Annotated in this window: 27 protein-coding genes; 17 read left to right on the forward strand and 10 right to left on the reverse strand. The window is 64.8% G+C overall.

Translation table 11 applies throughout. The annotated features are described in order from the left end of the window. Positions 1-38: 38 nt before the first annotated feature. From ACIA48_RS27965 to ACIA48_RS27980, 4 genes are all read left to right on the forward strand, one after another. Positions 39-899, forward strand: a complete 861-nt coding sequence (locus ACIA48_RS27965; protein ID WP_396739184.1) for a mycofactocin-coupled SDR family oxidoreductase — start codon at positions 39-41, stop codon at positions 897-899. A 29-nt stretch (positions 900-928) separates the two neighbouring features. After that, on the forward strand, positions 929-1,123 hold the full coding sequence (locus ACIA48_RS27970) for a ferredoxin (protein ID WP_396739186.1): 195 nt from the start codon (positions 929-931) through the stop codon (positions 1,121-1,123). A gap of 28 nt (positions 1,124-1,151) precedes the next feature. Continuing rightward, positions 1,152-2,519 carry a cytochrome P450 gene (locus ACIA48_RS27975; protein ID WP_396739188.1) on the forward strand — a complete coding sequence of 456 codons (1,368 nt, stop codon included), beginning with the start codon at positions 1,152-1,154 and terminating at the stop codon, positions 2,517-2,519. 64 nt (positions 2,520-2,583) lie between these two features. Next, entirely contained in the window at positions 2,584-3,027 is a 444-nt protein-coding gene (locus tag ACIA48_RS27980) for a hypothetical protein (RefSeq protein WP_396739190.1), read from the forward strand. Here the strand turns inward: ACIA48_RS27980 and ACIA48_RS27985 are convergent. The 9 genes from ACIA48_RS27985 to ACIA48_RS28025 are packed head-to-tail and all read right to left on the reverse strand — an operon-like array spanning position 3,024 to position 12,347. Then, positions 3,024-4,229: a DUF1214 domain-containing protein gene (locus tag ACIA48_RS27985; RefSeq protein ID WP_396739192.1), complete on the reverse strand. Its 1,206-nt coding sequence runs from the start codon at positions 4,227-4,229 to the stop codon at positions 3,024-3,026. The two genes, ACIA48_RS27980 and ACIA48_RS27985, sit on opposite strands and share 4 nt — an antisense overlap. A 9-nt stretch (positions 4,230-4,238) precedes the next feature. Beyond that, positions 4,239-5,003, reverse strand: a complete 765-nt coding sequence (locus ACIA48_RS27990; RefSeq protein ID WP_396739194.1) for a sugar phosphate isomerase/epimerase family protein — start codon at positions 5,001-5,003, stop codon at positions 4,239-4,241. Between the two features lie 5 nt (positions 5,004-5,008). Continuing rightward, entirely contained in the window at positions 5,009-6,175 is a 1,167-nt protein-coding gene (locus tag ACIA48_RS27995; protein WP_396739196.1) for a sulfotransferase family protein, read from the reverse strand. After that, on the reverse strand, positions 6,172-7,299 hold the full coding sequence (locus ACIA48_RS28000) for an LLM class flavin-dependent oxidoreductase (protein ID WP_396739198.1): 1,128 nt from the start codon (positions 7,297-7,299) through the stop codon (positions 6,172-6,174). Before ACIA48_RS28000 ends, ACIA48_RS27995 begins: the two co-directional genes overlap by 4 nt. Continuing rightward, positions 7,296-8,072: an SDR family NAD(P)-dependent oxidoreductase gene (locus tag ACIA48_RS28005; protein WP_396739200.1), complete on the reverse strand. Its 777-nt coding sequence runs from the start codon at positions 8,070-8,072 to the stop codon at positions 7,296-7,298. Before ACIA48_RS28005 ends, ACIA48_RS28000 begins: the two co-directional genes overlap by 4 nt. Before the next feature lie 10 nt (positions 8,073-8,082). After that, positions 8,083-9,378, reverse strand: coding sequence for an acyl-CoA dehydrogenase family protein (locus tag ACIA48_RS28010; protein WP_396739201.1), 1,296 nt, complete (start codon positions 9,376-9,378; stop codon positions 8,083-8,085). A gap of 28 nt (positions 9,379-9,406) precedes the next feature. Continuing rightward, on the reverse strand, positions 9,407-10,174 hold the full coding sequence (locus ACIA48_RS28015; protein WP_396739203.1) for an enoyl-CoA hydratase/isomerase family protein: 768 nt from the start codon (positions 10,172-10,174) through the stop codon (positions 9,407-9,409). A gap of 5 nt (positions 10,175-10,179) precedes the next feature. Then, complete coding sequence (locus ACIA48_RS28020; protein ID WP_396739205.1) at positions 10,180-11,355, reverse strand: acyl-CoA dehydrogenase family protein; 1,176 nt, start codon at positions 11,353-11,355, stop codon at positions 10,180-10,182. Beyond that, the gene (locus ACIA48_RS28025; RefSeq protein WP_396739206.1) at positions 11,355-12,347 is read right to left on the reverse strand and encodes an acyl-CoA dehydrogenase family protein; all 993 of its coding nucleotides are present in this window, start codon (positions 12,345-12,347) and stop codon (positions 11,355-11,357) included. Before ACIA48_RS28025 ends, ACIA48_RS28020 begins: the two co-directional genes overlap by 1 nt. 284 nt (positions 12,348-12,631) lie before the next feature. Between ACIA48_RS28025 and ACIA48_RS28030 the strand changes: the two genes are divergently transcribed. Genes ACIA48_RS28030 through ACIA48_RS28045 form a run of 4 tightly spaced genes read left to right on the forward strand, consistent with a single transcriptional unit; the run spans position 12,632 to position 16,194 of the window. Then, positions 12,632-13,726 carry an amidohydrolase family protein gene (locus ACIA48_RS28030; RefSeq protein WP_396739208.1) on the forward strand — a complete coding sequence of 365 codons (1,095 nt, stop codon included), beginning with the start codon at positions 12,632-12,634 and terminating at the stop codon, positions 13,724-13,726. Positions 13,727-13,752: 26 nt separating this feature from the next. Next, a complete protein-coding gene (locus ACIA48_RS28035; RefSeq protein WP_396739210.1) occupies positions 13,753-14,895 on the forward strand; it encodes an amidohydrolase family protein in 1,143 nt (380 codons plus the stop codon). A 1-nt stretch (position 14,896) separates the two neighbouring features. After that, the gene (locus tag ACIA48_RS28040) at positions 14,897-15,289 is read left to right on the forward strand and encodes a Rieske (2Fe-2S) protein (RefSeq protein WP_396739211.1); all 393 of its coding nucleotides are present in this window, start codon (positions 14,897-14,899) and stop codon (positions 15,287-15,289) included. Then, complete coding sequence (locus ACIA48_RS28045) at positions 15,286-16,194, forward strand: alpha/beta fold hydrolase (RefSeq protein ID WP_396739212.1); 909 nt, start codon at positions 15,286-15,288, stop codon at positions 16,192-16,194. The genes ACIA48_RS28040 and ACIA48_RS28045 overlap by 4 nt, the downstream gene beginning before the upstream one ends. A 5-nt stretch (positions 16,195-16,199) precedes the next feature. Here the strand turns inward: ACIA48_RS28045 and ACIA48_RS28050 are convergent, their stop codons facing one another. Further along, positions 16,200-16,673: a hypothetical protein gene (locus ACIA48_RS28050; protein WP_396739214.1), complete on the reverse strand. Its 474-nt coding sequence runs from the start codon at positions 16,671-16,673 to the stop codon at positions 16,200-16,202. Positions 16,674-16,703: 30 nt separating this feature from the next. Between ACIA48_RS28050 and ACIA48_RS28055 the strand changes: the two genes are divergently transcribed. From ACIA48_RS28055 to ACIA48_RS28095, 9 genes are all read left to right on the forward strand, one after another. Further along, on the forward strand, positions 16,704-18,005 hold the full coding sequence (locus tag ACIA48_RS28055; RefSeq protein WP_396739216.1) for an NADH-ubiquinone oxidoreductase-F iron-sulfur binding region domain-containing protein: 1,302 nt from the start codon (positions 16,704-16,706) through the stop codon (positions 18,003-18,005). Beyond that, positions 17,998-18,309 (forward strand): ferredoxin, encoded by a 312-nt coding sequence (locus tag ACIA48_RS28060; protein WP_396739218.1) that lies wholly within the window; start codon positions 17,998-18,000, stop codon positions 18,307-18,309. The genes ACIA48_RS28055 and ACIA48_RS28060 overlap by 8 nt, the downstream gene beginning before the upstream one ends. After that, positions 18,306-19,949 (forward strand): thiolase C-terminal domain-containing protein, encoded by a 1,644-nt coding sequence (locus ACIA48_RS28065; protein WP_396739220.1) that lies wholly within the window; start codon positions 18,306-18,308, stop codon positions 19,947-19,949. Before ACIA48_RS28060 ends, ACIA48_RS28065 begins: the two co-directional genes overlap by 4 nt. After that, positions 19,946-20,842: an alpha/beta hydrolase gene (locus ACIA48_RS28070; RefSeq protein ID WP_396739222.1), complete on the forward strand. Its 897-nt coding sequence runs from the start codon at positions 19,946-19,948 to the stop codon at positions 20,840-20,842. The genes ACIA48_RS28065 and ACIA48_RS28070 overlap by 4 nt, the downstream gene beginning before the upstream one ends. Further along, entirely contained in the window at positions 20,842-21,660 is an 819-nt protein-coding gene (locus ACIA48_RS28075) for an NAD(P)-dependent oxidoreductase (protein WP_396739224.1), read from the forward strand. Before ACIA48_RS28070 ends, ACIA48_RS28075 begins: the two co-directional genes overlap by 1 nt. Then, positions 21,657-22,448: an NAD(P)-dependent oxidoreductase gene (locus tag ACIA48_RS28080; RefSeq protein ID WP_396739226.1), complete on the forward strand. Its 792-nt coding sequence runs from the start codon at positions 21,657-21,659 to the stop codon at positions 22,446-22,448. Before ACIA48_RS28075 ends, ACIA48_RS28080 begins: the two co-directional genes overlap by 4 nt. Positions 22,449-22,562: 114 nt before the next feature. Continuing rightward, positions 22,563-23,765 carry a cytochrome P450 gene (locus ACIA48_RS28085; RefSeq protein ID WP_396739228.1) on the forward strand — a complete coding sequence of 401 codons (1,203 nt, stop codon included), beginning with the start codon at positions 22,563-22,565 and terminating at the stop codon, positions 23,763-23,765. Then, the gene (locus ACIA48_RS28090; protein WP_396739230.1) at positions 23,762-23,962 is read left to right on the forward strand and encodes a ferredoxin; all 201 of its coding nucleotides are present in this window, start codon (positions 23,762-23,764) and stop codon (positions 23,960-23,962) included. Before ACIA48_RS28085 ends, ACIA48_RS28090 begins: the two co-directional genes overlap by 4 nt. Next, a complete protein-coding gene (locus ACIA48_RS28095) occupies positions 23,959-25,164 on the forward strand; it encodes a cytochrome P450 (RefSeq protein WP_396739232.1) in 1,206 nt (401 codons plus the stop codon). The genes ACIA48_RS28090 and ACIA48_RS28095 overlap by 4 nt, the downstream gene beginning before the upstream one ends. Positions 25,165-25,169: the final 5 nt, after the last annotated feature.

Below are 25,169 nucleotides of genomic sequence, written 5' to 3' on the forward strand. Positions count from 1 at the left end.
TCGAAAGACCGAATCAGTCAGATCGAAAGGACACCTCAGTGGGACGAGTACAGGGCAAGGTCGCATTCGTCACCGGTGCCGCGCGCGGACAGGGCCGCAGTCACGCGGTTCGGCTCGCCGAAGAAGGCGCCGACATCATCGCCGTTGACCGCTGTCAGGACTTCGCGACGGTCGGTTACCCCATGGCCGCACCCGAGGATTTGGAAGAGACAGCGCAGTTCGTCGAGAAGACGGGGCAGCGCGTCGTCACCGCACAGGTCGATGTGAGTGACGCGGCGCAGCTGAAGCACGCGCTGGAAGCCGGCATTTCGGAGCTGGGCGGACTCGACATCGTCGTCACGTCGGCCGGAATCGCCGGCATGAAGGGCTCGGGAGACATGGCGGCCTGGGTGGACGTCATGAACACCAACCTGATCGGCACGATGAACGCCATCCATTTGGCGCTTCCACACCTCAGGGAAGGTGCTTCGATCATCGCGACCGGGTCGACCGCGGCCCTGATGGACGTCAGCAAGAACGACAACCCAGGCAACGACCCTGGTGGTGCCGCCTACCTTCACTCAAAGCGCCTGCTGTCGCAGTATGTCCACAACCTCGCCACCGAGCTCGCGCCCCGAGGAATCCGAGCGAACGTCATTCATCCGACGAACTGCAACACGGCGATGCTGCAGAGCGAGCCGATGTACAGGTCGTTCCGTCCCGACCTCGAGCACCCGACGAAGGCAGACGCTGAACCCGTGTTCTACGTCCAACAGGCGATGAAGGTGCCCTGGATCGAACCCGAGGACATCAGCAACATGGTGTTGTTCCTGGCGTCGGACGAGGCACGCTACATCACTGGCACGCAGCAGCGCGTCGATGCCGGCGGCTTCCTGAAGTGGTACGACTACCACATTTAAGTGCGGCCACCATCTGAGAAGAGGACAACGTGAAGGTTTTCGTCGACTCGGGACGCTGCCAGGGCCACACACTGTGCTCGATGATCGCCCCGGATTCCTTTGAGCTCAGCGATATCGACGGCACCGCATCGCCGGTGAACGAAGTGGTGCCGCCCGATCAGGAGGACGTGGTGCGCGAAGCCGTGCAGTCCTGCCCCGAGCAAGCCATTTCGATCGAAGAGTGACACACCCAAAAGCGCAGGGAGACAAGCCTTGAGTGTCGACGACATACGCGCCGCCGACAACGAGCGGAAGAAGAATCGGTACCACTTCGACCGGCACACCCCGGAGTATCGGGTGCAGTTCGAGAAGATCACCGAGGAGATGCAGTCCAAGTGCCCGATGGCCTGGACCGACGTCTATGACGGACATTGGGTCGCTGCCGACAGCAAGCACGTATTCGAGTTGGCGCGGTGTCCAGTGGTGTCCAACGATCACGACATCAACGGAGAGCGCAACGGCTACCAGGGAATAACGATCCCGAAAGCGCAGCGGGCGACCGTGGTGCGCGGCGGCATCCTGGAGATGGACGAACCCGAGCACAGCACGTACCGCGGCGCGTTGAATCCCTACCTCTCCCCCGCTGCGATCAAGCGGTGGCAGCCCTTTGTCGACGAGATCACCAGGGCGGCACTCGACGAAAAGATCGAGTCCGGGCGCATCGACTTCGTCGACGACCTGGCCAACATCGTTCCGGCCGTGCTCACGCTGGCAATGATGGGCATCGAGCTGAAGAAGTGGCCGGTCTACAGCGAACCCGCGCACCTGTCGGTGTCCACCCCGGAGCACTCACCTGACGCGGCACGCGTCGCCGAGATGAACCGGCAGATGGGCATCGACATGATCACCACGATGATGGAGGTCAAAGAGAACCCGCGGCCCGGCCTGATTAATGCGCTGCTGCAGTTGCGGATTGACGGCGAGCCCGCCCCAGACCTCGAGATACTTGGCAATCTCGGGTTGATCATCGGCGGCGGATTCGACACAACCACCGCGCTCACCGCGCACTCATTGGAGTGGCTGTCGGAAAATCCCGATCAGCGGGAGCTGCTCAGTCGTGAGCGCGACACGCTGCTGAACCCGGCCACCGAGGAGTTCCTGCGGTTCTATACACCCGCCCCCGGAGACGGTCGTACCTTCGCCGATGATGTCGAGGTCGAAGGTACGAAATTCAGAGAAGGCGAGCGGCTCTGGATCTCGTGGGCCATGGCCAACCGCGACCCATCGGTCTTCGAGAAGCCCAACGAGCTCATCATGGACCGAAAGGGCAACCGCCACTTCAGCTTCGGTATTGGCGTGCACCGTTGCGTGGGCTCCAATGTCGCCCGCACGGTCTTCAAGTCGATGCTGACCGCGGTGCTCGACCGGATGCCCGACTACGTCTGCGACCCCGAGGGCACCGAACATTACGAGACCATCGGCGTCATCCAGGGGATGAAGCACCTGCCCGCGACCTTCACGCCGAGCAAGCCACTCGGTCCGGGACTCGATGAGACGCTGGAGAAACTTCAGCGGATATGCGACGAACAGCAACCCGCTCGGCCCATTACCGAACACAAGGAAGCCGTCGTCATCGACTGATCTGCGACCGGGATTCCCGGCGAGGTGGTTTGATGAGCACCGGCAAACGATTTGGGAGGACACGTTGAAATCCATCAAGGTCCTGACCGCGATGGCCGCCGCTGTCCTCATGGCGCTGGCGACGGTGGCCGCCCCTCCGGCGAAGGCATTCTGGCAACTCGGCAATTACGACCTGCTGACCAACAGGTACGACCGGGCATCGTGGTACTGGTTCGTCGCCCGTTGCAACCCCGTGCCGGCAACCGACTGCAGGTACATCAGCGCCGTGCCCCGATTGAAGTTCTACGCCTACTACACAGGAAACGCTTACCTGGTCAACGGCCAGTGGACCCTCAAGACCGAGGTCCCCGACGGTCTGCGCTGCCCCGGGTACAACCTGCCGACCCATGAGACCTATGTGTGGGACGACAACACTCTGGTGGGAACCATCAACTCGGCCTACGACGTGGGCTGCTTCAACGGCCCGCCCGGAAACCAGTTCTGGACGTTCGCGCTGCAACGCCTCTAGTCGTAGCGCTGCCGAATTCCATTGAAGCGAGCCCACATCTGCGCGACGCGCTCGGCGGGGCCGACGGTAACGGTATCCAGAGGCAGCGCGCCCGCGATTTCGTCGCGCTTGACGACGCGGGTACGCAGCTCTACCGGCTGACCGTCAAGCATGTGCCGATAGGTGACGTTGCCCCGCTCGAATCCCTGGGTGTCCATCCAATTGTGAACTCCTGGGTCATCGTGAGCCAGGACCAGACGCACCTTGCCATCACTGTCGACCCTGGACCGGCTCGGCGTGTAGCTCACGGGGCGGTAGAGGTAGTCCATGCTGTTGAAGAAGACGCCCATGTTCGTGAACATCCACAGTCCATCGTGCATATCGAACTCGATGACGAGGGCCTCATCCGCGGACAGCACCCAGTGCATATTCGTTGCCGCGCGACCTCGTTTCGCGTCTGAGTCGGTCTCAGCGGGAGGTGGGAACCGGTTGGGGTTCTCGCCGTCGACTCCGCCGTATTGGAAGGGAAACTCCGGCCAGTCGTCCATCAGACCCGTGACGAATCCGCCGGCCCAGTCCATCGCAGCGATCATCGTGGCGGCGGTGGGCGGCGGTTTGGGGGTGTCCATACCGACCCGCTCTATCCGCATCCGTGCTGGCCGTTCGTCCCACGAGTCGAAACCCTGGCGGATGAACAACTTTCGCGAGCCGCATGTGGTGGGCAGCCAGTTGGGACCACGCCGGTCTCCCCCGACGTAGATCTCGAAGCTGCCGTCTGGCTCGTAGGCGAGCTGGTGTCCGAAAAGGTTCGCCTCCGGCACATCACCGAACGGTTCGTGCAGGACACCCGGGCCGTCGGAGCGCGGGCCCTGGACGGTGATGTTGAGAAATCGCGCCGTTCCCCCTCGGCCGACGATGCGATACGTCGACTCACCGTCGATCCACGCCTGTTCATAGAGGAAGTCGGCGCAGTCGCCGCCGAGTTTGCGTGTCGGATTGCAGAAGGTGTGAATCACCGGATAACGAGTGTCCTTGGTTTCCAACCCCAGATCGAATGCCTGCCCGAGATTCTGGGTCAGGAACCTGAAGCCGTCGGCCCGCTGCAGATTCGAGGAGGCGTTGTAGTCCTTGAAAACCCTTTCGCCTGCCGCCTTCAACTGATCGCAGAACTGCGCCCACGCCGCATTCAGCGCGACATCGTCACTGCCGTCTCCAAGAGCCATCGGTATCCCCTATGCGCCGAGTCTTTCCAGCATCGCCGATAGCGTTTCGCAGCTCCGGCGCGTCGCTTCGAATCTGCCCTCCGCCTCGATTCGCGGACCGATCAACTCCAGATCGAAGCCGTGCTCGTACCCTCCCGAGAGGACCTGCCGGACGAACGACTCGATAGGGATCGTTCCGTCCCCGGGGACCGCACGGCCGGGCAGTGCCCGATCGCCGAGCACGTAATCGCTCAGCTGAATTTGGACGGTCCGCGGTAACGCACGTTCGACGAGGCCACCGAGGTCAGCCTCTGCCCAGCAGTGGAACAGGTCGATACAGACCCCGACTCCCGCCATCTCTGCCAATGTCAGCGTGTCGCGCAGGCTGTGGGCGAAATGGATGTCGGCGTAAAGTGCCGACGCGTTCTCGATCGCCAGTGCCACTCCGGCCTCTTGCGCTTCACGAACACACGGACCGATCGCGGCGCTGAAGCGTTCGGCTGCCTGCTCCCAGCCGAGTTCGCCGCGGCCCCCGGTGAGCATGTAGACGACACGCGCGCCGACGGCGGCAGCGGACTCGATGACGCGCGACAACGCGGCATCCGATTCAAAGAGGTGGTACACGGTGTCCACCGTGTACCCATCGCGCCCGATGAGTTGCGCCAGTCCTGGTTCGACGAGCTGGGAATCAATCAGGCTGAGCCGCGTGAGCCCGAGTTCGCGCCACGCGGAATGCTGCTCGGCCAACGGCATGCCGAGAAACGTCACACTGTGGACCGACAGCCGGCTGTGCATGACGTTCAGTCCCTCTTCTCGACCGCAACGCCGAAACGCTCACGGAACGGCCGGAATTCCTCGTGCAGCGCGTCCAGATCTTCACCGATGTCGGTGAGGAGCGTGGTCGAGTACCGGAACTTTCCGTGCCGGTCTCCGGGATTGTTCTCCAGATAGGCGCGCATCTGCGTTTGAGCCTCAGCGCTCAGTGTCCGGCCGCAGAAGTCGTAGTAGCGACGCAGTGTGCCAACGGGATCGGCGAGAAAGTCCGTGTAGCGCACGTGCAGGATGCGGGGATCGTCGACGAGCGGGTTGGTCATGGTGTTGGCGATGGAAGTACGCGTCAGCTCGAGATGCATTTTCGCCGCGGCCTGCAGGTCGACCGGGCCGACGATGCCCTCGAGGATGTCGGCCATCATCATCGTGCGCGATGCCGCGACCTGGACGGGGTCGCGGTGCAGCCACAGCAGGGTCGCGTCTGGATAGCAGTCGAAAAACGCTCGCAAGCGAAAGCCGTGAAATCCCTTCAGGACCCAATGCTTCGGCGGGCGCCCGAATTGGAACTGCTGCAGCATCGCCTTGTGGATTCGGTACTGCGCGGCATCATCAGTGGGCAGACCACCGACCACCGTCTGCATCGGGACCCGCCACCATGCCGTAGGCGTCATCACGCGGAAGTCGAAGGCCCAGGTCCGTTCGTCCTCCGGCAGTCCGTCGCCGAGCATGTCGTTGTAGGGGTGGCTGTGCAGCCATTTCGGCATCTTCGCGTTGATCTCGCGCCAGTCGGCGTCGGCGCGGGCGCGGCGAGGGTCGTCGTCACTGGTGCCCGGCGGCGGTGACGGATACATCACCTCCCAGAACCGAAGCGCCCGCGCATCGGGATCGACCGACATGAGGGCGTGCATGAGGGTGGTACCCGAGCGCGGCTCACCGGTCACGAACATGGGTCGCTCGATGACCTCGTCGGCGACCGGGTACCGGTTGCGATCCTCGACGAACTCCAGTCGTGACGTGAGCAGCCAATGACATACGTCCTCGGCCTGCCGCCTCCCGTCGGCGTCCATTCCGATGTCGTTCAAAAGGTCGACCGCTGTGGCGAATCGCTGCGGCAGCGTGGCGTCACCGTAAACCGACAGGCCGGTGCTGTCCTGCGCGCGGTTGAGCATGTCTTGCGCGTTCAGCGTGCCGCTCATCGGACATCTCCGCACAGGCGCATCAGCTCGTCCTCGACGTCACGAACATTCTCGGCGGACGCGGCGGAGTACGAGAGTCCGGCCATACCGCCATAATCCAGGATCTTGGGCACCCGGAGGCCCGCGTCGACATAGTTCTTGATCACCTGCGCGACCTGCTTCGGCGTGCCGTGCGGGACGACCGCGAGAATCGACTCGGGGTCGACGCGGTCGAGAAACTCGACGACCCGCTCGCGCGTCAGTGTCGCGGGATCGATGTCCTGATAGCCTCGCCAGTTCTCCCCCATTGGATGTTCGTAGCCGAGGCTGCGCAGCAAATCGGCCGACACCTGTAGCAGGAATGCCTTGACCAAAGGTGCTTCCAGGATCTCGGCGAGCGCCGCGTCATCGCGGCCGATCAGGCACACCTGGATGTAGCACGGCGTGATGGCCATCGGATCGCGGCCGGCCCGTTCGGCGGAAGCCCTTACGGTGGACAACTTTTGGGCGTAGTCCTCTGGATTCCACGCGCCGGTCGGCCACCACCCGTCTGCGTAGCGCCCCACGATCTCCAGCGTCCTGGGCCCGCTCGCCCCGATCCAGATCCGCGGGTTGACACCCTGATACGGCTCGGTGTCCAGCCGGGCATGGTGCAGGTGATAGAACTGCCCGTCGAAATCGACCGGGCCGTCGCTGTCCCAGAGCAACCGGATGACCTGCAGCGCTTCCTCGAAGCGGCTCACCGGTTTTGTGAAGTCGAACCCGTAGGGCACGGTGTTCTCGGTCTCGCCGCTGCCAAGACCGAGAACGAAGCGGCCCTTGGCGAGATGGTCGATGGTCAGCGCGCTCTGCGCGAGCAGCGCCGGATGACGTCGCACGGTGTCGATCACGCTGGTGACAAGTGGCACGTTCTCGGTCAGCACGGCCGCCGCCGCGGCGACCGCCATCGCGTCCAGGTGGCGGTGCGGCGACGGGGAAACTGTTGCCAGATCGGTGAATTCGGGTGTCCAGATCGAATCGGGCCAGAAGCTGACCATGTGATCCGGCAGCCAGATCGAGTGATAACGGCCGCTGTCGAGCTGTTCCAGCACCGACAGATCCAGCGGTAGCGTGGTCCGTAGGTAGGCGGCGGGCTGAACCCTCACAGCCAGCCGATCTCACGCAGGAACGGCTGCGTGTGGGCGATGCGGCCGGTCAGCGTCTTCGGATCACCCGTACACAGTACGAACGCCGTCTGGGTGATCAGCTCGATGTCCTCGGTATCGGTCTTGGCGAGGTCGAGCGCACCCGCACCCTCGGTGGCGACGGGGTTAGACGGTGCCGCGGCGTTGACGGCGATGCCATCGTCGTACAGTTCGGCCGCAAGGCTTTTCGTCAAGCGGTTCAGCGCGGCCTTCACGGTGCCATAGATCCCGAAGCCCGCCTCGCGATCGAACTCGGCGAAGGGCGGGCCGTCGGGCAGATCTCCGCCGACCGATGTCACGTTCAGCACCCAGCCCTGCCGCCGCTCACGCATGGCGGGAATGGCCAACTGGGTGAGGTGCAGCGGTGCCATCACGTGCATCTCCACCATCAGGCGCACGCGCTTGTCGGGGAACTCGTCGAGTGGACGTAGGAATGTGACGGCGGCGTTGTTGACGAGAATGTCCGGGGCGCCGATCTTCTCGACCACCTCGGCGAAGAGTCGTTCGCGGTCCTCGGATTTGGAGAGATCGGCCGCGACGGCGACCGCCGCACCGCCGGCTTGCTCGATCTCCGCCAGCGTTTGACTCAGGGACCCTTGATATTTCGGATCGGGTTCGGCGGTGCGCGCGGTGAGGGCGACCGTCGCGCCCTCGGCGGCCAGCCGCTTAGCTATGGCCTTGCCCAATCCGCGACTGGTCCCGGTCACCAGGGCGACCTTGCCGTCACACGTCATTGTGGACCTCCTAGGAGCGCGGAATGCCTGCCAGCTTGTCGGCGAACTTGGCCTCTGCGGCTGCCCGCAGCCGCAGCAGATGCTCGGACGGGAACGTGTCCGGCGCAGGTTTGACGTCCTTGAGCAGCAGCCGCGCCAACGTCACCTTATGCACCTCCGTCGGTCCGTCGGCGAGCCCGAGCACGAACGACTCCGTCATGTACTGCACGAACGGCATCTCGTGTGAGGTGCCCAGCGAGCCGTGCAATTGCAGCGCGCGCGCCGAGACGTCGTGCAGCACCTTCTGCATCATCGCCTTCACCGCCGAGATGTCGCCCCGCACCGCCTTGTAGTCGTTGTATTTGTCGATTTTCCAAGCGGTCTGGAGGGTCAGCAGCCGGTAGGCCTCGATCTCCATCCACGAATCGGCGATCATCTCCTGCACCATCTGCTTGTTGGCGAGCAGCTCCCCCTGCGTATAGCGCGAGACAGCACGCTCGGTCAGCATGTCGAAGATGCGCCGGACGAGACCGACCGTGCGCATGGCGTGATGGATGCGGCCGCCACCCAGTCGGGTCTGCGCCACCACGAACGCGCCGCCGCGAGGACCGAGCATGTGGTCGGCGGGGACCCGGACATTCTCGTATCGCACGTAGCCCTCGCGTCCCCCGCCGGGCGGTTGATAGCCGAGTCCGACGTCGCGCAGCACGTTGATACCGGGCGTGTCTCCGGGCACGACGAACATCGAATAGCGCTGGTAGGGTGCCGCATCGGGATCGGTCATCCCCATCACGATGATGAATGACGCCATCGACGCGAACGACGAGTACCACTTCTCACCGTTGATCACCCAGTGCTCGCCGTCCTGCACCGCGGTGGTGGTGAACACCTTCGGGTCGGCGCCGCCCTGCGGTTCGGTCATCGAGAAGCAGGAGATGATCCTGTTGTCCAACAGCGGCTCGAGATAGCGCTCCTTCAGTTCCGGTGTGCCGTAGTGCGCGAGGATCTCACTGTTACCGGAGTCGGGCGCCTGGGATCCGAACACGATCGGCGCGCATTCCGACCGGCCGAGAATCTCGTTGAGCAGCGCCAGTTTCACCTGGCCGTAGCCGGGTCCGCCGAGATGCGGTCCGAGGTGGGTCGCCCACAGTCCGCGTTCCTTGACGATCTCCTGTAGCGGCGGGATCAGCGCCTGCCGCACCGGGTCGTTGAGGTCGTGCGACTCCTTGACGATGTAGTCGATGGGTTCGCATTCCTCGCGGACGAACTCCTCGACCCAATTCAGTTGCTCCGCCCAATCGGGATCGGCCGAGAAGTCCCACGCCACTATCGATTACCGCCCTTCCGTAACGCGATCACTTCCGCCGCCGCGCCTCGGCTTCGTCCGTGGCGTGGCTGAGCACCTGGTTGCGATTCTCGAGTTCCAGTGCCGCACCGAGACCCGACGCGTCGGTATTGACCTGCAGCGCGCGCTTCGTCAGCTGCGTACCGAACGGCGGCAGATCTGCGATGGCCCGGGCGAGTTCGAGTGCCCGCGGCATCAGCTGTTCCGGCTCGACCACCTGGCTGACCAGGCCGCGTCGGTCGGCTTCCTCCGCCGGTACCGTCCGTCCCGTCATCATCCAGTCGGCGGCGACGCTCGTCCCCACGATCCGGGGCAGGTGGTAGCTCATGCCCATCTCGGCGCCGGACAGCCCGAGCAGGATCGCGCCGTTGCCGAACATCGCGGACGTCGAGCAGATTCGGATGTCAGATGCCAGGCACAGCGCGAAGCCGGCACCCACGCACGGACCGTTCACCGCCGCGATGACGGGTTGCGGCAGAGTCCGGATCGCTTGCGGCAGTGCGGCCATCGCTTCCTGGAACCGCAACCGGTCGATGGCGGGATCAGCGGCCTCCAGTGCCCGCGGCGAGAAGTTGCGCACGTCGATACCTGAACAGAATCCGCGGCCCTCCCCGGTCAGCACGACCGCATGAACCGACGCGTCGGAGCCGAGCGCGGCGAGAGTCTCGATCAGCTCGTCGCGCATCGTCTCGTTGATCGCGTTGAGCTGTTTGGGCCGGTTCAGTTGCAGCAGAACGACACCGGTATGCGGCCGGTCGACGATCAGCGTGTCGGTCACTGGTCTCAGCGCCGCGGCAGACCGAGTACCTGCTGCGCGATGATGTTGCGCTGGATCTCCGACGTGCCGCCTGCGATGGTGCCGCCGAAGCTGCGCGCATACCGCTCGAACCAGCTGACGAAGTAGTGGTCGAGGTTCATGTGTTCGTAGGGACCCGTCGTCGACGGGTGGGTGAGCCCATCGGCTCCCGCCGCGGTCAGCGCGTTCTCGAACGCCTGACGCTCGGCCTCAGAGCCGAGCAGCTTCAGGACCGATACCGACGCGGTGTCCATCTCCCCGCGTGCGGCGCGGGCCAGCGCAGCCGAACCCATGGCCCGAAGCGCCTGATAATCCATGATCGTCGTCGCGTACTGGTCGCGCTCGAGCTCGGTGCGCGGCCGGAAATCGGCGATCATGTTGTCGATGCGGTCGGCGAAGCCGAGCCACATCATGGTGCGTTCGTGGCCGAGTGAGCCGTTGGCCACCGCCCAGCCGCCGTTCAGCGGTCCGACGAGGTTTTCGGCGGGCACCCGCGCGTCGGTGAAGAAGACCTCGTTGAAGTCGAGGTTCTCCTCACCGCACATGTCCGCGAACGGCCGGCACACCACACCGGGAGTGTCGGTCGGGATGATCAGCACGCTGATGCCCTTGTGCTTGGGGGCATCTGGGTCCGTGCGGACGAACGTCAACAGGAAGTCGGCGTCGTGCGCGCCGGACGTCCACACTTTCTGGCCGTTGACGACGAAGTGGTCGCCGTCTTGGACGGCACGGGTACGTAGCGACGCCAGGTCCGATCCCGCGCTCGGCTCGCTCATGCCGAGGGACGCCGTCTTCTCGCCGCGCAACACCGGCACTGCCCAGCGATGCTTCTGCTCGTCGGATCCGAACGAAATCAGCGACGCCGCAATGATGTTCACGCCTTGCGGGTTGAAACTGTGGTAGATCCGGCGACGACACAACTCGTCGAGATGGACGAACTGCTGCACGACGTTGGCGTTGCGGCCACCGAACTCCGGCGGCTGTGAAGGCAGCAGCCAGCCGTTGTCGAACAGCAGTCGCTGCCAGTCGCGCGCCCACTGCGGCATGTGCGACACCGAACGCGGCCGCTCCTGGGTTACGGCGTCCGACGGCAGATGCTCGTCGAGGAATGCCGCGAACTCGGCTCGGAACTCCTCGACGTCGGAATCGAATGTCAATTGCATTAGGAGCTCCTGTATTCCGCCGCGATCACCGCACGATGCTCCGCGGCACCACCCAGCAGCAGTTCACCGGCCTTGGCACGCTTCAGCGCGAACTGCAGGTCGTTCTCCCATGTGAATCCCATGGCGCCGAACAGTTGCAGGCCGTGCCGGAAGACCAAGGCTTGCGCCTCTCCCGCCGATGCCTTGGCCATCGCCGCGGCAAGTCGCCGGCGCGGATCATCGGCTGCGATGGTCAGCGCAGCGAAATACGACAGTGCACGGGCACGTTCGGTGGCGACGTGCATGTCGACGGCCTTGTGCTGGACGGCCTGAAACGTTCCGATCGCCACGCCGAACTGCTGACGCTGCTTCACGTGTTCGAGCACCAGATCGAGAATGCGCTGGCAGGCGCCGACCGTCGTGATGGCCATCCCGGTGAGGGCCACGTGCCGGGCTTTCTCGGTGTCGACGCGGACGCGATCGGTGTCGGGGACGTGCGTGCCGGCGAAGGTGACCTCCGCGACGTGCAGCACCGGATCGAAGACGTCGCTACGCCGAGTGGCGGCCACCCCGGCGTCGACGACGAAGACTCCTGCCTCGGTGACCACCGCGAGCTTCTCGGCGCGGTCACCGTCGAGTACGTGATGCGCCGTACCGCTCAGGACCCAGCCGTCGGCGTCGCGATGAGCGGTCACCCCGCTGTACACCGCCGTGCCCGACTGCTGTGGGTCGAACCGGTCGCCCGCGAGCGGAGCGAACTGCGTCAGCGTCGCGAGGAACGGGGTCGGATCGGTGGCGCGGCCCAGCTCCTCGGCCACGATCGCCAGTTCGACCGCATTCTCCGGGTCGGTCAGCTCGGTCCAGCCGGCGTCGACGTAGGTCTGCCACAGCGGCATCGGATCGACACCGTTCTCGGCCACCCCACGCACTAGCGATGCCGGGCAAGCCTTGGTGACCGCGTCCCGCACGGTCTCCTGCCACAGCCGCTGATCGGCGTCGAACTCCAGTAACACGGGGCCTCCCGGGGACGTCTTGAGTTGGCACGAGAATAGCATTCTCCTTAGGTGCTGTAACCGTTCTCTGGATTCGACTACCTCGTTTCAGGCCCGGAGCGCCAAGCGACTGACCAGCGCACACCCTGACCTGCGAAGAAGTAAGCGATCCGCTGGAGAACACAATTCTTGCCTTTGAAGAACAAGCCTTTACTATGGCTTTATGTCCGGCGTCGACGCATGGCTCAGCCCTACATGCGTTGCGGTCGTCCGGATGGACATCGAAGGCTTGAGGTGATTGAGGCGTGACCACAGTTCCCGACGGGAGCCAGCCCGGTAGGACGCCGGTGATTGACGCCAGCGTTCACATCTTCAGCAAGTCGAACAAGGACCTGCGCAGCTTCATGCGCGAACCGTTCAAGAGCCGCGGATTTCCGGACTACGAGATGGACTGGTACGGCGCCCCCGGTGGCGAATACGCCCCGAAGACCGAGGGCGAACGCCGCTACCCCGGTTCGGACCCCGATTTCGTCGGACAGCAGCTGTTCCAAGAACGCGGCGTCGACGTCGCGATCCTGCACCCGATGACGCGCGGCAACATGCCCGACCGCCATCTGGGCACCGCGATCGCGTCGGCGCACAACGAGCTCATGGTGTCGCGCTGGCTCGAAGACAACCCCTACGCCGACCGCTTCCGCGGCACCATCCGGGTCAATCCCGACGACATCACCGGGGCACTGCGTGACATCGCGAAGTACGCCGACCACCCGCGCGTCGTGCAGATCGGCGTGCCGTTGCAGTCGCGCGAGCTATACGGCAAACCGCAATACTGGCCGCTGTGGGAAGCAGCCGCCGCGGCGAATCTTCCGGTCGCGGTGCACATCGAGGTCGGCGCGGGTGTCTCGTTCGCGCCGACGCCGAACGGAGTCCCGCGCACCTATGAGCACTACGTCAGCTTCATGGCGCTCAATTTTCTGTATCACCAGATGAACCTGATCGTGGAAGGGGTATTCGAAAGGATGCCCACGCTGAAGTTCGTCTGGGCCGACGGAGCAGGCGATCTGCTGACGCCCTTCATGTGGCGGATGGACTGCTTCGGCCGTCCGCACCTCGAGCAGACGCCGTGGGCACCCAAGATGCCCAGCGACTACCTCCCCGGCCACACCTACTTCATCCAAGGCGCGATGGACGGGCCCGGCGATGTCGAATTCGCCGGTGAGTGGTTGGACTTCACCGGTAAGGACGACATGGTGATGTACGGGTCGAGCTATCCGCACTGGCAGCTCAACGAGCTGTCGGTGCCGAGCTCGTACTCGGCCGAACAACGCGACAAGCTCTGCTGGCGAAACGCCGCGGAGCTCTACGGCATAGACGTCGGGGCCGGCGTCAGCGCACAGTAAGAGAAGACTTCGTAAGGGAGGCCATGATGACGGTCACTGTGAACGAACGAAAGCCCGCCGCCGAGCGCATCGCGGTGCGCTGCGTCGACTCCGACGTGCATCCGACGCCGAGAGCGGGCGAGCTGACGCAATACATCCCGGAGCCGTGGCGCAGCAAGTACTTCCTGACGCGCCGGATCGGGGACCAGATCTATTACGACGCGCCGGATTACGCACACGCGTATGCGATGCGCGTGGACACGTTCCCGTCAGACGGCAATTTCGCGGGCAGCGACCCCGATCTGGCGTTCAAGCAGCTGATCATGGAGGCCGGCGCCGACATTGCCATCCTGGAGCCGGCCGCGTACCCGGCGCGCTTTCCCGAGGTCAACCACGCGATGAGCTGCGCGCTGAACGACTGGCAGGCCAACCACTGGCTCGACAGCCACAACAACTGGCACGAGCGCTGGCGAGGTTCGATCTGCGCGGCAATCGAAGCCCCGGAGGACGGCGCTCGCGAGATCGAACGCTGGGCCGGACACCCGTACATGGGACAGATCCTGATCAAGGCCGAACCGCGCCCACCGTGGGGCGATCCCAAGTACAACCCGATCTGGGAAGCCGCCACCAAACACGACATCACCGTGAGTTGCCACCTGTCGCGCAGCCACCACGAGGAATTGCCTATTCCGCCGGTCGGATTCCCCAGTTACAACCACGATTTCATGGTCACGTACTCGCTGCTGGCCGCGAATCAAGTTATGAGCATGATCTTCGACGGACTGTTCGACCGCTTCCCGACACTGCGAATCGTGTTGGTGGAGCACGCATTCACGTGGATCCTGCCGCTGATGTGGCGGATGGACAAGATCTATGAAGCCCGCAAGTCGTGGGTGGACATCAAACGCAAGCCTTCCGAGTACGTCAAGGACCACATCAAGTTCACCACCCAGCCGCTGGATTACCCGGAGGACAAGACGGAGTTGACCCGCGCGTTCGAGTGGATGGAGTGCGAGAAGATCCTGCTGTTCAGCAGTGACTACCCGCACTGGACTTTCGACGATCCCCGCTGGCTGGTCAAGCACCTGCCTGAGCACGCCCGCGAGGCGGTGATGTTCCGCAACGGCATCGCGACATATCACCTGCCCGAGACGGTTCCGGCCCTCGAGGGCCAGGTGCGGGTGTTCTGAGTTGAGCGAAGAGGAGAAGACGCCCCGGCTCGCCCAGGGGCGCGAACACGTGGTCGCCACAGTCGACGAGATCCCGCCCGGTAAGCACAAACTCGTGCCCATCGGCCGTCACGGTGTCGGCGTCTACAACGTCAACGGCACGTTCTACGCCATCGCGAATTACTGCCCGCACGAGGGCGGTCCGCTGTGTTCGGGCCGCCCGCGCGGTCGCACGATCGTCGACGACGACGTTCCGGGCGACGCGGTCATGGTGCGCGACCTCGAATACATCTACTGCCCTTGGCACCAGTGGGGTTTCGAACTCGCCACGGGCACGACCGCGGTCAAACCCGAATGGAGCATCCGGACCTACCCCGTCCGGGTCGTCGGCAACGATGTGATGGTGCAGGCATGACAACAACGCAGTCCTCTGGCCTGCAGCTCAAACCAGGCGAAGAGACCTTTGAGTACAAGGGCGGTCGCATCGTCTACGAAATCCTCGGCGAGGACGGTGAATTCATCGCCCTGACACCGGGAGGCCGGTTCAGCAAGGACATCCCCGGCCTGCGTCCGCTTGCAGAGGCGTTGGCCGATGGCGGCTACCGCGTCCTGCTGTGGGACCGGCCGAACTGCGGCAAGTCGGACGTGCAGTTCTACGGCAAGAGCGAATCGCACATGCGGGCCGAGACCCTGCATGCGTTGATCACCGGACTCGACGTCGGGCCGTGCGTCATCGCGGGTGGTTCGGGTGGAGCGCGCGACTCCATGCTGACGACGATGCTCTACCCCGAGATCGTTCGAAAATTGGTGGTGTGGAACATCGTCGGCGGGGTCTACGGTTCGTTCGTGCTCGGTGGGCACTACGTCGTGCCGAGCATCCTCGCCGCCAAGGGCCTCGGGGTTGAAGGCCTGCTGCACGTGCCCGAGTGGAAGGAACGCATCGCCGAGAACCCGGACAACGAAGCACGCTTCCGCGCTCTCGACGTCGACGAGTTCCTCAAGCTGATGCGGCGCTGGCTCAACGCGTTTGTACCCAAGCCGGGCCAGACCATTCCGGGTGTCGAGGACGAGATGTTCGACAACATCACGATTCCGACGTTGATCATCCGTGGTGGGGAGAACGACTGGGACCACCCCAAGCGCACCTCGCTGGAGGTGAGCTGCCTGATCAAGGGCTCCACGTTGATCGACCCGCCGTGGCCCGAAGACGCTTGGGAACGCGCCGGTGAGAGATTCGCCGCCAGCGGTGGAAAGAACTTCTGCCTGTTCGATACGTGGGTGCAGGCCGCGCCCGCGATGCTGAAGTTCCTGGCGGACTGATGAGGCTAGACAGTGCGAATATGCACTTCGCAGTTCAGCGACGCCTCGAGTGCGGTGTGGACACGGCTCTCGGGTACGCGCTCGAGGTCGGACTTGCGCAGCGTCACATGGATCACGTCCCATCCGTCGTCACCGGCGACACGTTCAATGTCACCGGTGAGCCCAAGTCCGGCGAGCACGCCGTGCGCGTCGTCGTCGGTTCCTCGGCTGATGAACGTCAGCACACCGGGTACCGGTGTCGTGCCGAACGCCTTGGCGCACAAGCTCACAGCGATCCGTTGGAGTTCAGCGGCATCGTCACCCGCGATCAACAACTCGACCTCGCGTCGTTGCGGCGGAAGGCCGGCCAGGTTGTTATCCACCACCTCGGCGCCCGCCGCGCCGGCCGACTCGCGGAGACGTGCCATGCCATCGCTTAACTGTACGGGCGTGAGTTCGCCGGCCAGATCCACGCCAACGCGCACCACGGCAGTCCTCATGCCCGTCAGCCTATCCAGCGGGGAGGCGCCATGACCTCCACCGCAACCGAACTCACCGTCGCCGCGTGGCCGGAGGTTGCACCGCGACTCCTGCGCCCCGCCCAGGTGAAGGCCGAGGAGCTCGCCGATTACGCGCAGGCCGGCGGCTACCACCCGCTGGCCGACCCCGACGCGCTGCTGGAGCAGGTCGACCTGTCCGGACTGCTCGGGCGTGGCGGCGCCGCGTTCCCGCTGGGGACCAAGTTGCGCACAGTGCGCGACGCGGGACGCCGCGGCTTACAGACGGTCATCGTCGCGAACGGCGAGGAGGGTGAGCCGGCGTCGGTGAAAGACCGCTGGCTGCTGCGCAACCGGCCGCACCTCGTGCTCGACGGCCTGCGGCTGGCTGCGGCGATGATCAACGCGAGCCGAGCGTATGTTTATGTCTCCGACGAACAGTCGGCGATCGCGGTGAACAGTGCGATTTCCGAGCTCGATTCGCAGATGTTCGGCGCGACGGAGATCGCCGTGGTCACGGTCGAACCCGGGTACGTAGCGGGTGAGGAGACCGCCGCGGTGCGACGCATCAACGGCGGCCCCGCCAAGCCGACCGACAAGCCACCCCGGCCGTTCGAGGAGGGGGTGTCAGGGCTACCGACTACGGTCAGCAACGTCGAGACGCTCGCGAACCTACCCCACATCCACGAGCACGGCTCGCAGAGTTTCCGTGCGGTCGGCACACCCATGTCGCCCGGCACGTTCCTGGCGACCATCACCGGCGGCGGCCGGCCCGCCGCGCTGTACGAAATCCCGCACGGTGTAGCGGTTTCCGATCTCCTGGCATTCCACGGGGTGCCGAAGGACTCGGTGCGCGGCGTGCTTATGGGCGGCTACTTCGCCGGTTTGGTCAACACCGACATCCTCGACGCGACGCTCGACCACGAGACGATCCGCCGGCTCGGCAGCGGCCTCGGCTGTGGTGCGCTCTCGATCCTCACCGACGACTGCCCGGTCGCCGTTGCAGCGTCGGTGATGTCCTACTTCGATCGCGAGAACGCCGGTCAGTGCGGGTCGTGCTTCAACGGCACGGCGGCCATGGCCGCCGTCGTCTCCGCGCTGCGCGACGGGGCGGCGACCCAGGAGGATGTGACGCGCCTGGAACGCTGGTCGGTCGTGCTGCGCGGCCGCGGCGCGTGCGGCACGCTCGACGGCGCCACGAACGTCGCGGCGAGCCTGCTGCGACAGTTCCCGCAGCTGATCACCAGCCACCTCGCGAATGACTGCTCGTCCTGCCGCAACGGTGCTTTCACCTCCGTACGGCCCTATGAAGTGGAGGCGGTGGGACATGAGTGACGGCTTGCGGATTCGGCTCGATCGCACTCTCTGCGACGGCTTCGGCATCTGCGCCAAGCACGCGCCGGGATACTTCTCGCTCGACGACTGGGGGTACGCGTCGCTGATCGGCGATGGAACCGTCCCCGAGAAGGATCGGGACGCGGTGATGCGGGCGCTCCTCGACTGCCCTGTACACGCCATCATCTATATGGGTGAACATCGCCCGTCAAGCGACGGAGCCGCGCACCCCGACGTGCAAGAGTCGCCCGAGCCCGACCCGAAAACGAACGGCAACGAAGCAATTTCGGAGTTCGTCAGGTGACCAGACCACTGCCTGAGCTCAACGCCCAGAACGAGTTCTTCTGGACCGCGGGCGGCGACGGGGTCCTTCGCATCCAGGAATGCCAGGACTGTGACGCGTTGATCCATCCCCCGCAGCCGGTCTGCCGATACTGCCGCGGCCGCAACATGGGTGTCCGCGATGTCTCTGGACGCGCCACGCTTTCGGCATTCACCGTCAACCACAGATTCGGCTTTCCGGATCTGCCCCCGCCATATGTGGTGGCGCAGGTCGCCGTCGTCGAGGATCCGCGAGTTCGCCTGACCACCAATATCGTCGAGTGTGAACCCGACGAACTGGAGTTGGGGCAGGCGGTCGAGGTCACGTTCGACAAGATCGAAGATGTCTGGCTGCCGAATTTCCGCCCGACTGCGGACAAAGAGTCCGGCCCGCTGCCCGAAGACGAGATCGCACCAACGGATTTCGCACGGCACGTCAGCACGCCGCTGACCTCCACCAAGTTCGAAGAACACTCGGCGATCACCGGCATCGGCGCATCCCGGCTCGGCCGCCGCCTGATGGTGCCGCCGCTGTCGCTCACCATCGACGCGTGCGAGGCCGCCATCGCCGACGCCGGTTTGACGCTTGACGACATCGACGGGCTGTCGACCTACCCGGGACTGGACATCGCCGGTATGGGCGAGGGCGGCGTGACCGCGCTCGAAGGTGCGCTCGGCATCCGCCCGACATGGATCAACGGCGGGATGGACACCTTCGGCCCCGGTGGGTCCGTCATCGCAGCGATGATGGCCATCGCCACTGGTATGGCGCGCCATGTGCTGTGCTTCCGCACGCTGTGGGAGGCGACATTCCAGCAGCTGATGAAGGAGGGCAAGGCCAGCCCACCAGGCGGCGCGCGGACGTCCAGCTGGCAGATGCCGTTCGGTGCTACATCGGCGGCGCACGTGCTTGCGCTGAACGCGCAGAGGCACTTCCAGCGGTACGGCACGACGCGGGAGACGCTCGGCTGGATCGCGTTGAACCAGCGCGCCAATGCCGCACTGAATCCGACGGCGATCTACCGCGATCCGATGGCCATGGACGACTACCTGAACGCCCGACCGATCACGACCCCGTTCGGGCTCTACGACTGCGACGTCCCGTGCGACGGCGCCGTCGCGGTGATCGTGTCGGCCGTCGACGCCGCCAAGGACATGCCGCACAAGCCGGTACTGTTCGAGGCCGTGGGCACCCAGATCGTCGAGCGCACCGACTGGGACCAGACCACGATGACCCACGAACCTCAGGTGCTGGGTCAGGCCGCTCACCTGTGGACCCGAACATCGCTGCGGCCCAAGGACGTCGACGTCGCCGAGCTCTATGACGGCTTCTCGTTCAACTGCCTGTCGTGGCTTGAGGCGCTCGGCTTCTGCGGTATCGGCGAGGCCAAGGACTTCCTCGATGGCGGTAAGGCCATCGCCCGCGACGGGGTGATCCCGCTCAACACGCACGGCGGCCAGCTCTCGCACGGCCGCACCCACGGGATGGGGCTGATCCACGAGGCGGTCACCCAATTACGGGGCGACGGCGGCGAGCGGCAGGTCAAGGATGCCCGCGTCGCGGTGGTCAGTAGCGGCGGCCTCACCCCGAGCGGTGCGATCCTGATGCGGACAGAAGGGTGAGCGACGCGGGTGTCCGCGCCCGAGTCGTCTTCGTCGACGGCGTCCCCATGTCCGGCCTCATCGCGGCGGTCGACGAGCCCAAGGCCGTCGTCGTCGCGTTCCACGGAGGATCAAGCACCGCAGCGTATTTCGACTGCCCTGGACACCCGTCGCTGTCGCTGCTGCGGATGGGCGCCGACAACGGGTACACCATGGTGGCGCTGGACCGGCCTGGGTACGGTAGCTCCGCGCCGTATCCGGACGCCATGGAGCGGCCGGAACAACGCATCGCACTCGTCTACGGCGCGATCGACAAGATCCTCGGCGCCAACCCGCGGGGCACGGGCTTGTTTCTCGTCGGCCACTCCGCCGGTTGCGAGCTGGCGGTGCGCCTTGCCGTCGATGATCGAGCTGAGCGCGCGAACTTGATCGGTCTCGAGTTGGCAGGCACCGGTGTGCAATACGACGCGGCGATGGCCGAGATCATGAAATCGGCGACGGCGACGGGACGTCCGACCGGTCTGCGCGAGGTGCTTTGGCAGCCCGCGGAGCTGTATCCACCCGATGTCCTGTCCGGCATGACGAATTCGTCGACCGGCGCCCTCTACGAAGTGGGCATGACGAGGAGCTGGCCGCGGCAGGACTTCCCAGCGCTCGCACCGCACGTTCGGGTGCCGGTGCAGTTCAGCGCCGCCGAACACGAGCGGGTGTGGCGGTCGGATGCCGACGCCATGGCGCAGATCGCCGCCATGTTCACCTCGTCGCCGAGATTCGTGACCAACGAGCAACCGGACACCGGACACAACATGTCGCTGTCGCTCAACGCGGCCGCCTACCACAGCGCGGTGCTGTCGTTTGTCGGGGAATGCGTTGCCGCGCAGCAAAACACATCGGAAACTATGGAGGCGGGTTGATGCGCGTCGGATTCATCGGGTTGGGCAGTCAGGGCGGCCCAATGGCACGCCGGATCGTCGAAGGCGGATTTGAGACAACGCTGTGGGCGCGTAGGGCCGCGAGCCTCGAACCGTATGCCGACACCGGCGCGAAGACCGCGGGCTCACCCGCGGAGTTGGCCGCCGCCAGCGACCTGGTCTGCCTGTGCGTCGTCGGCGACGACGATGTCCGCGAGGTGCTCTACGGCGAGAACGGTGTGCTGGCGGGAATAGCCTCCGGCGGTGTGATCGCGATTCACAGCACCGTGCACCCCGATACATGTAAGGAGATCGCGGACAAGGCTGCCGCGCAGGGTGTTTCGGTTATCGACGCACCTGTGAGCGGCGGCGCGCCAGCCGTCGAAGAGGGCAAACTGCTCGTCATGGTCGGCGGGGAAGAAGGCGTCGCGGAACGCTGCCGCCCGGTGTTCGCCACGTACGCCGATCCGATCGTGTACCTCGGCCCCCTCGGGAGCGGCCAGGTCACCAAGATCCTGAACAATCTGCTCTTCACCGCGAACCTGGGCAGCGCGCTGAGCACCCTGGACCTTGGCGAGTCCCTCGGCATCCCCCGGGTGCGATTGGCCGAGGTGCTCAACGGCGGATCGGCTACCAGCAAGGCGCTCGGCAGCATAGCGATCTTCGGTGGAACCGTGGAAGGTCTCGCGCCGATCGCAGGTGCGTTGCTGCAGAAGGACGTTCGTCATGCGTCGACCATCGCCGCCACCGCGTCGGCACCCGAAGGTTCGGTCTTCACCGCGGCCGACACCGCCTTGGAATCGATGGAACATCCACGGTGACGCGCGTCGGATTCGTGGGGGCGGGCCGCATGGGCGGCCCGATGATCGCCCGTCTCGTCGAATCCGGCCACGACGTCCGCGCACTCGGTAGGACGGACGACAAGCGCAAGGGCGTGACTGCGCTCGGCGCGCAGGCCGCCGCCGGAATCCACGACATCGCAAGGGACGCCGACGTCCTCATCGTGTGCGTCTTCACCGACGAACAGGTCGCGCAAGTGTGCTCGCCCGGTGTGCTCGCGGCGATGTCGCCCGGCTCCGCACTCGTCGTGCACACGACCGGAAGCCCGCGCACGGTGCAGACCATCGCCGCACACTCCCCCGGCATCGATGTCCTCGACGCCCCGGTCAGCGGCGGCCCCCACAACATCGCCGCCGGTGCGCTCACGGTGTTCGTCGGCGGTCCCGACGATGCGGTCGCACGCGTCCGACCGGTGCTCGCCGCGTACGGTGACCCGATTCTGCACGTCGGCCCGCTCGGCGCGGGCCAGGCCGTGAAGCTGACCAACAACGCGTTGTTCGCCGCCCAGATCGGACTGTTGCGGGAGGCGGTCGCGCTCGGAGATCGCCTCGGCGTCAGTGAGGCGCAGCTACTGGAGGCGATCACGCACGGCAGTGGGGCGAGCCGGGTCGCCGGTTTCGTCGCCGCCGGCGGATCGGTCGATTCGTTCGTCGAACGGACCAGTGAGTTCATCGGCAAGGACGTCGAGGTCGTGCGCAAAATCGCCGCGGAACTGGGTGAGACGATCGGGCTTCTCGACGACGTCATCAACGCCGGAATTCAGCCATGAAACAGATGCGATTCCGCTGTCTCAGAGGCGTCCGGTGAGGCATACTATACGTTACACAAATCCAGCTTCGCGTAACGTGATGCAGTCGCTAGCCCCGCGGCGAAAGAGGAGACCATGACCAAGCCCAAATTGGTGTTCGACCCCGTTTCGCAGGAGTACTTCGACGATCCGTACGAGATCTACAAGCGCATGCGCGACGAAGCTCCGATCTACTACGACGAAGAGGGTGATTTCTACGCGCTGACCCGGCACGAAGACGTCGCCGCCGCACTCAAAGACACCGACGCGTTCTCGTCGTCCCGGGGCTGCGACCTGGCCATGGTGCGCAGGGAGGAGGGCCCGCAGAAGTCGATCATCTTCATGGACCCGCCCGAGCACCGTCATATGCGCAGCCTGTTGAACAAGGCGTTCACCCCGCGGGCGATCCAGTCGCAGCGCGAAACCGTCGACGAGCTCGTCAAGCATTACCTGTCCAAGGTCGACCCCGACAACTTCGACGTGGTGCAGGATTTCTCGGGTCCATTCCCCGTCGAGGTGATCACGCGGATGGCGGGGGTCCCCGAGGAGTTCCGCCAGCAGGTGCGCCACTGGATCGACATCAGCTTGGCGCGTGAACCCGGCCAGCTCGAGCTGTCTGAGAAGAACATGCAGGCCAATATCGACTCGGGTATCTACTACTACGGCCTGGTCCAGGATCGCCGCGAGAATCCGCAGGACGACATGATCAGCCGGCTGATCGCCGCGGAGATTCCCGGCGAGAACGGCGAGATGCGCAAACTCGACGACATCGAGATCACCGGCTTCTGCGCCCTTCTCGGAGGCGCCGGCGCAGAGACGGTCACCAAATTGGTCGGCAGCGCCGTCGTCGAGTTCGCGAAGCATCCCGAACAGTGGCAGCTGCTTCTCGACGACCGCAGCAGGGTTCACGACGCTGTCGAGGAACTCCTGCGCTATGTCGGCCCTGTGCAATACAACGTGCGCTACACGTTGAAGGAAGCGCACCTCCCGAGCGGGACGGTGCCCGCGCACAAGCCGGTGTTCATCATGAAGGCGGCGGCCAACCGCGACCCACGCGCCTACGACCGTGCCGACGAGTTCGACATCACCCGGGACCGGACCCAGTCGCCGCACATGGGCCTTGGTTACGGAATCCATAGCTGCCTCGGCGCGGCGCTGGCCCGCCTGGAAAGTGTGATCGCGCTCGAGCACCTGCTCGATTTCATGCCGCGTTACGAGGTCGACTGGGACGGGCTGCATCGGGTGACGATGCAGAACGTCGCCGGCTACCACAATGTTCCAGTGAAGGTGTTGAGGTGACGCAAAAGATCGAGGTGGACTTCGGCCTCTGTGAGAGCAACGGGGTGTGCATGGGCATCGACCCTGAAATCTTCGACCTGGACGATCAGGACTACTTACATGTCCTGCAGGACGAAGTGACACCCGAGAACGAAGACCACGTCAAGGAGGCCGTGCGGCAGTGCCCGCGCCAGGCGATCTTGATCAAAGACGAATGACCGCATCGAAGGTCGTCTTCGACCCGTTCTCCGACGAGTTCTTCAACGGGCCGTGGGAGATATACCGGCGCCTTCGCGAGGAGGCACCCGTCTACTACAACGAAGAGTACGACTTCTACGCGCTGTCGCGGCACGAGGACGTGGCAGCGGCGTACAAGGACTTCGAAACCTACTCCTCGGCATACGGTTTGGACCTGTCGACGGTGCGGTCGAACGAACCCATGATGGCGAAGATGATCATCGTCATGGATCCGCCCGAGCATCGGCAGATGCGGAGCCTGGTCAACAAGGTCTTCACGCCGCGGGCCATCGAGGCGTTACGGCCCATGGTGACCGAGACCATCGACGGCTACCTTTCGAAGAACGGCGGCGAGCGATTCGACGTCGTACAGGACTTCTCCGCCCTCTTCCCGGTTCAGGTGATCACGCAGATGCTCGGCGTGCCGGAGGAACACCGCCGGCAGGTCGGCGAGTGGGTGGATATCACCCTGCGTCGCGAACCCGGCCAGATCGACATGTCCGAGGAGGGCATGCAGGCGGTCGGTGAACTGATGGGGCTGTACTACAACATCATTCAGCAGCGCCGAGCCGAACCGCATGACGACATGTTCAGCAGGCTGATCGCCGCCGAGATCGAGCGCGAAGACGGTGAGAAGCAATCGCTCGACGACTTCGAGATCGCCGGTTTCGCGACACTGCTGGGTGGCGCAGGCGCGGAAACTGTCACCAAGCTGATCGGCAACGCCGCGGTGACGTTTACGCGCTTCCCCGACCAGTGGCAGAAGTTGCTCAACGACCGCAGCAAGGTTCCCGCCGCGGTCGAAGAGTTGCTGCGCTACGAGGCGCCGAACCAGTACAACGTGCGCCGATCGATGAAAGACGTTGAGCTGCATGGTGTCACGATCCCCGAAGGCAAACCCGTGTTCTTGCTGCTGGGTTCGGCGAATCGCGACCCCGAAGCGTTCACCGACGCCGACACCTTCGACATCGATCGCGACCGCACCGAGGCGCAGAACCTCGGCTTCGGATACGGCGTGCACAGCTGCCTCGGCGCGGCGTTGGCCCGGATGGAGAGTGCGATTGCGCTCGATCGGTTGCTCGACCGTATGCCGCGCTACGAGGTGCTCCTGGACGAGTGCAAGCGTGTGGCGGCGCAGAACGTCGCGGGATGGTCGCACGTCCCGGTTCGGGTTCTGAGCTGACGTCG

Source organism: Mycobacterium sp. NPDC051804, assembly GCF_044452905.1.
Classification (GTDB): domain Bacteria; phylum Actinomycetota; class Actinomycetes; order Mycobacteriales; family Mycobacteriaceae; genus Mycobacterium.

Excerpts from the sequence above, each read along its gene's own strand:
- ACIA48_RS28055 (WP_396739216.1), top strand. The coding sequence starts at position 16,704 with ATGACCTCCACCGCAACCGAACTCACCGTCGCCGCGTGGCCGGAGGTT.
- ACIA48_RS28050 (WP_396739214.1), bottom strand. The coding sequence starts at position 16,673 with ATGAGGACTGCCGTGGTGCGCGTTGGCGTGGATCTGGCCGGCGAACTC.
- ACIA48_RS28020 (WP_396739205.1), bottom strand. The coding sequence starts at position 11,355 with ATGCAATTGACATTCGATTCCGACGTCGAGGAGTTCCGAGCCGAGTTC.
- ACIA48_RS28075 (WP_396739224.1), top strand. The coding sequence starts at position 20,842 with ATGCGCGTCGGATTCATCGGGTTGGGCAGTCAGGGCGGCCCAATGGCA.
- ACIA48_RS27990 (WP_396739194.1), bottom strand. The coding sequence starts at position 5,003 with ATGCACAGCCGGCTGTCGGTCCACAGTGTGACGTTTCTCGGCATGCCG.
- ACIA48_RS27985 (WP_396739192.1), bottom strand. The coding sequence starts at position 4,229 with ATGGCTCTTGGAGACGGCAGTGACGATGTCGCGCTGAATGCGGCGTGG.
- ACIA48_RS28095 (WP_396739232.1), top strand. The coding sequence starts at position 23,959 with ATGACCGCATCGAAGGTCGTCTTCGACCCGTTCTCCGACGAGTTCTTC.
- ACIA48_RS27995 (WP_396739196.1), bottom strand. The coding sequence starts at position 6,175 with ATGAGCGGCACGCTGAACGCGCAAGACATGCTCAACCGCGCGCAGGAC.
- ACIA48_RS28005 (WP_396739200.1), bottom strand. The coding sequence starts at position 8,072 with ATGACGTGTGACGGCAAGGTCGCCCTGGTGACCGGGACCAGTCGCGGA.
- ACIA48_RS28060 (WP_396739218.1), top strand. The coding sequence starts at position 17,998 with ATGAGTGACGGCTTGCGGATTCGGCTCGATCGCACTCTCTGCGACGGC.
- ACIA48_RS28085 (WP_396739228.1), top strand. The coding sequence starts at position 22,563 with ATGACCAAGCCCAAATTGGTGTTCGACCCCGTTTCGCAGGAGTACTTC.
- ACIA48_RS28045 (WP_396739212.1), top strand. The coding sequence starts at position 15,286 with ATGACAACAACGCAGTCCTCTGGCCTGCAGCTCAAACCAGGCGAAGAG.
- ACIA48_RS28035 (WP_396739210.1), top strand. The coding sequence starts at position 13,753 with ATGACGGTCACTGTGAACGAACGAAAGCCCGCCGCCGAGCGCATCGCG.